Source organism: Streptomyces flavofungini (assembly GCF_041028215.1).
Classification (GTDB): domain Bacteria; phylum Actinomycetota; class Actinomycetes; order Streptomycetales; family Streptomycetaceae; genus Streptomyces; species Streptomyces flavofungini_B.
In genome coordinates this window covers 1-5348 of sequence record NZ_JASKYR010000508.1, presented here as the reverse complement: position 1 = coordinate 5348, position 5348 = coordinate 1, and the positions used below count along the sequence as shown (strand labels likewise).

At 74.3% G+C, this 5348-nt stretch carries 3 protein-coding genes; 1 reads left to right on the top strand and 2 read right to left on the bottom strand.

What is annotated here, in order from left to right; genetic code table 11:
* Positions 1-2139: helicase-associated domain-containing protein (locus AB8Z36_RS28290; RefSeq protein WP_369216217.1), on the bottom strand; the 2139-nt coding region annotated here is incomplete at its 3' end.
* A gap of 156 nt (positions 2140-2295) precedes the next feature.
* Here AB8Z36_RS28290 and AB8Z36_RS28285 point away from each other — a divergent pair.
* On the top strand, positions 2296-3939 hold the full coding sequence (locus AB8Z36_RS28285) for a DNA repair helicase XPB (protein WP_369216216.1): 1644 nt from the start codon (positions 2296-2298) through the stop codon (positions 3937-3939).
* Here AB8Z36_RS28285 and AB8Z36_RS28280 read toward each other — a convergent pair.
* The gene (locus AB8Z36_RS28280) at positions 3897-5090 is read right to left on the bottom strand and encodes a glycosyltransferase 87 family protein (RefSeq protein WP_440582017.1); all 1194 of its coding nucleotides are present in this window, start codon (positions 5088-5090) and stop codon (positions 3897-3899) included. The genes AB8Z36_RS28285 and AB8Z36_RS28280 overlap by 43 nt on opposite strands.
* Positions 5091-5348 lie beyond the last annotated feature (258 nt).

Genomic DNA, 5348 nt, shown 5'->3' with positions numbered 1-5348 from the left:
GATCAGGACGTCGCCCTCCGGGGACTCCGCGGCGGGCGCGAAGCCCATGCCGCGCAGCCCTTCGAGCAGCGTGCCCGGGTCGGCCTGGGCGGCGAGCACGGTGGGCCCGAGGCGGCGCAGCCGCAGGCTGTGGGAGCGCTTGTCGGCCAGGATCTCGTCGAGCAGCGCCTCGTCGTCGCAGCGTACGTACGCCGAGGCGGCGCCGATGCGCAGGTGGCCGTGCCTGCGGGCCACGTCGTCGATCAGATAGGCCAGCGGCTGCGGTACCGGCGTCCGGGAGTGGGCGGCGAGGAAGGCGTGCAGGTCGGACGCCGACTGCCCGGCGTCGAGCGCACGCCGCACGGAGCCGGGCGTGAACCGGTAGACGGTCGCACCGCCCTTGGACTCCACATCGGCGATCACCCCTAGCGCCTCGGCGAGCGGCCGCTCCAGCGGGCCCGGGGCCACGGCGGTGAGATCGGCCTGGAGGAGCACGTGATCGAGGGGCTCGGGAAGCAACGGGGCGAGCAGCCGCGCGGCGCGGGCGGCGAGGACGGACTGATCGTCCGGGGTGGCTCCGGCGGCCCGGGTGGCCTCAGCGGTGGCTCCGGCGGCGGCGTCCCCCAGCAGCGCCCGCCCATGCGTGGACAGTGCGCCACGCCCGGTGATGCCGAGCAGTTCCGCCTCGGTCAGGGTCCAGTGGGCGACGCGGGTGCGGAGGTCCTCCTGGGCGCCGGAGTCGGCGGGGCGGCGGGACGCCGTCGGGCGTTCCCAGTGCAGGCGGGCCAGGAGCGTGTCGGGGTCGGGGGCCGCGCCCTCGGGAAGCGAGGCGAGCAGGGTCAGGACCCGGCGGCGCACCTCGGGGGCGACCGAGCGGTCCAGGTGCGGGCCGAGCGCGGAGAGCGTGCGGTCCTTGCCGTCGCGCCCGCCGATGAGCCCCGCCGTCCGGGTCGCCGCGAGCCAGGCGGTGACCAGGACCGCCCAGCGCTCGGCGGCGGGCAGCTCCTGCCAGTCGTCGTAGGCGGGCGTCGCCGCGTACCGCTCGTCGGCCTCGCCGTCGGAGGCGAGCAGGCCCGCCGCGTAGGCCAGTTCGACCCAGAACGCGGCCATCGGCTCCGGCAGATCGAGCGCGACCGCCGTCCGCTTGAGGTCGCGCACGCTGAGCCCGCCCGCGCGCAGCACCGCGGGGCCGCCCTCGTCCCAGTCCTTCAGGAGCTCCTCGACGGTGGCGAGCGACGTATAGGCCTGTCCGGCCGCCGTCGCGTCCACAACCTGTGGACGGTGCTCCCGCGCCGTCCCGACCACGGGCGGCACGGGTGCGAGGACGCGGTGCGCGCGCCCCGCCCGCAGATGCAGCGCGGCCTCGCGGGGCAGCACGACCGTGCCGGGCGCGGTCGGAAGCAGCAGCCCCCGGTCCAGGAGCCAGCGCAGGTGGCGCGCCGGATCGGCGGTGACCTGTCCGTACGGCGGCCCCCAGACCAGCCGCGAGAGCACCTCCACGGACTCGGCGGGCGCCTCGTCGAGGAGCGCCGACATGCGCTCCCGGTCGGTGAACAGGGCAGTCAGCGACGTCACGGCGGACACCGGGTCGTGCGTCGTCGGCAGCCCGGCGGCGGCCACGATGTCCTGGACACGGGTCGGCGACATGCCGGCCGTGGCCTCGGCGACGGTGGGCCCGAGCCCGGTCGGCGACGGGTGCTGCGGCGCCGGGGCGAGCAGCTCGCGGGCGGTGCGCACGAGGCGGAGCCGCTCGTCGGGGCCCCAGACGAGGGCCTGCTCGTGCAGGGTGGCGAGGGCGCGCCGCAGGGCGGGCTCGACGGCCGGGTCGCCCTCGTCCCCCGCGAGGAGCGCGAGCACCTCCTCGTACGGCGCCGGGTCGCTCGCCACGGCCAGCGCCTCCGCGACCTGCTGCGCGAACCGGTCGAGCCGTTCGAGGGCGCGGACCACGGAGGCGCGGGTCCCGGCCCTCGTGGCGAGCTGGGTGAGATCGGTCGGGACCGGATTGAGCAGGTCGGGGCGGGCGTGCAGCAGCGCGGCGAGATCGTCGTCGGCGCGCGAACGGAGCGCTTCGGCGAGGGAACGGGGCGTGTCCGCGGCGCGCGGCGGTGCGGTCACGCTCGCGCTGGCGCTGTCCGTGGGCTGCGGCTCGTCGGTGCTCATCCGGTTCACGTTAGCGGGTCCCGCCCCCGCCAAGACCGCGCTGCCACGCAATGGGGCGCCGCGCGACCGGACCCCGGGACCGCTGACCCGCGAGCCGCCCGTGATCGTCCGCCGATGCGGCACACTGGATGTTTGGCCTCATGAAAGGGCGGTTGCGTGAACGGACCCCTCATCGTCCAGTCGGACAAGACTCTCCTGCTGGAGGTCGACCACGAGCAGGCCGAGGCCTGCCGCCGTGCCATCGCCCCGTTCGCGGAGCTGGAGCGCGCCCCCGAGCACATCCACACCTACCGCGTCACCCCGCTCGGCCTGTGGAACGCCCGCGCCGCCGGGCACGACGCCGAGCAGGTCGTGGACGCCCTCGTGGAGTTCTCCCGCTACCCCGTGCCGCACGCGCTGCTCGTCGACGTCGCCGAGACGATGGCGCGGTACGGGCGCCTCACGCTCTCCAAGCACCCGACCCACGGCCTGGTGCTCACCACGACCGACCGTCCGGTGCTCGAAGAGATCCTGCGGTCCAAGAAGGTCCAGCCGCTCGTCGGCGCCCGGCTCGACCCGGACACCGTCGCCGTGCACCCCTCCGAGCGCGGCCAGATCAAGCAGACGCTCCTGAAGCTGGGCTGGCCCGCCGAGGACCTCGCGGGATACGTGGACGGCGAGGCGCACAAGATCGACCTGGACGAGGCGGGCTGGTCCCTGCGGCCCTACCAGCAGCAGGCCGTGGAGGGCTTCTGGCACGGCGGCAGCGGCGTGGTCGTGCTGCCCTGCGGGGCCGGGAAGACCCTGGTCGGCGCCGGGGCGATGGCGCAGGCCAAGGCCACCACCCTCATTCTCGTCACCAACACCGTCTCGGCCCGCCAGTGGAAGCACGAGCTGGTGAAGCGCACCTCGCTGACCGAGGACGAGATCGGCGAGTACAGCGGCACCCGCAAGGAGATCCGCCCCGTCACCATCGCCACGTACCAGGTGCTCACGACGAAGCGGAAGGGCATCTACCCCCACCTCGAACTCTTCGACTCGCGCGACTGGGGCCTGGTCATCTACGACGAGGTGCACCTGCTGCCCGCGCCCGTCTTCAAGTTCACCGCCGACCTCCAGGCCCGCCGCCGCCTCGGTCTGACCGCGACCCTCGTACGGGAGGACGGCCGCGAGTCGGACGTCTTCTCGCTCATCGGGCCGAAGCGGTTCGACGCCCCGTGGAAGGAGATCGAGGCGCAGGGCTACATCGCGCCCGCCGACTGCGTGGAGGTGCGGGTCAACCTCACCGACAGCGAGCGGCTCGCGTACGCCACCGCCGAGGCCGAGGAGAAGTACCGCTTCTGCGCCACCACCGCCACCAAGCGGAAGGTGACGGAGGCGCTGGTAAGGAAGCACGCCGGGGAGCAGACCCTCGTCATCGGGCAGTACATCGACCAGCTCGACGAACTCGGCGAGCACCTGGACGCGCCCGTCATCAAGGGCGAGACGACCAACGCGCAGCGCGAGAAGCTCTTCGACGCCTTCCGGCAGGGCGAGATCTCCGTCCTCGTCGTCTCCAAGGTCGCGAACTTCTCCATCGACCTGCCCGAGGCGACGGTCGCCATCCAGGTGTCCGGCACGTTCGGCTCCCGGCAGGAGGAGGCCCAGCGGCTCGGACGCGTCCTGCGCCCCAAGGCCGACGGGCACGAGGCCCGCTTCTACTCGGTCGTGGCCCGCGACACCATCGACCAGGACTTCGCCGCGCACCGCCAGCGTTTCCTCGCCGAACAGGGCTACGCCTACCGGATCGTCGACGCGGACGAGCTGCTCGCCGGGGGCTGAGGGCCGCCCGCCTCGCGCGGCACGCCGCTTCCCGCGCTTCCCGCGCGCGGCAGCGGCACCGCGCCGCCGCCCGCCCTCGGCCGCGCGCCGAGCAGGCCGAGGCAGGGCAGCAGCGCCAGCGCCAGCAGCGCGTACGGCGATGCCAGCGGCTGCTGCCACCAGGGCAGCCGCAGGTCCAGATCGCCCTCGTGCGGCAGCAGCCAGAAGGTGCGCGCCGTGAACAGCACGGCCACCGCCGCCGCCAGGCGTGGCCTGCCCGCCGCGAGGAGCAGGGCGAGCAGCGGCACGCACCACACCCAGTGGTGGGACCAGCTGATGGGGGAGACGAGCAGGGCGGTGAACGCGGCGAGGAGCAGCCCGTGCGCCTCGCCGCGGGTCCGCCCGGCCGCCCACAGCCCGGCCGCTCCCACCAGGGCCGCCGCACCGGCCCAGACGGGCCCCGGCTCCGGCTCGTGCAGGACGCGGGCCACGAGCCCTTGCAGCGACTGGTTGTCGACGATCCACGCCTTGCCGACCCGCCCCGTCTCGAACAGCCGCCGCGTCCAGAAGTCGACGCTGGCGGACGGCAGGACGAGCGCCCCGAGCAGCACGGTCCCCGCGCAGGCCGCGACCGCCGTCCCGGCCTCGCGCAGCCGCCCCCGCAGCAGCAGGTACGCGACGAAGACCGCCGGGGTCAGCTTGATCCCCGCGGCGACCCCGAGCGCGAAGCCCTTGCCGAGGGCGCCCGGCGGCCGGGTGAGGTCCCAGAGGACCAGACAGGCAAGGGCGAGGTTGATCTGCCCGAACAGCACGGTCTGGAAGACGGGTTCGAGCCAGAGACCGAACGCGGTGGCGGCGCAGACGAGCGGCGCGCGGGCCGGAAGGTGCGCGAGTCGGCAGGAGAGGCGGACGAACAGCGCCAGCAGCGCCACGTTCCCCGCGAGGAAGACGGCCTTCAGGGCGGCGGGCGGCAGCCAGGTCGTCGGCACGAAGAGGATCGCGGCGAACGGCGGGTAGGTAGCGGGAAGTTCCCACTCGGTGACCGTGAACCCGTACAGATCCTGGCCGTTGGCGACGGCGGCGCCCTCCGCGCGGTAGACCAGCGCGTCGGCCATCGGCACCCGCTGGACCACACAGAGCGTCGCCAGGGCCCCGAGCGACACGAGAAGCAGAGCGAAGGAGACGACGGTCCCGACAGCGTGGGGTGAATACCTGATCACGATCCGTGGTGTCACGGAGCGACATTACTGGAGCCGGTGGTCCACACGGTGGAACACCGTGCGGCCTCAGGCATGCTCTGGGGCCCCGCCCCTCCCGGATGGGCCGAGACGGCGGGCTCTGGGAGCACGTCCCCCCGGATGGGCCGAGACGGCGGGCTCTGGGAGCACGTCCCCCCGGATGCGCCGAGACGGGCGGGCTCTGGGAGCACG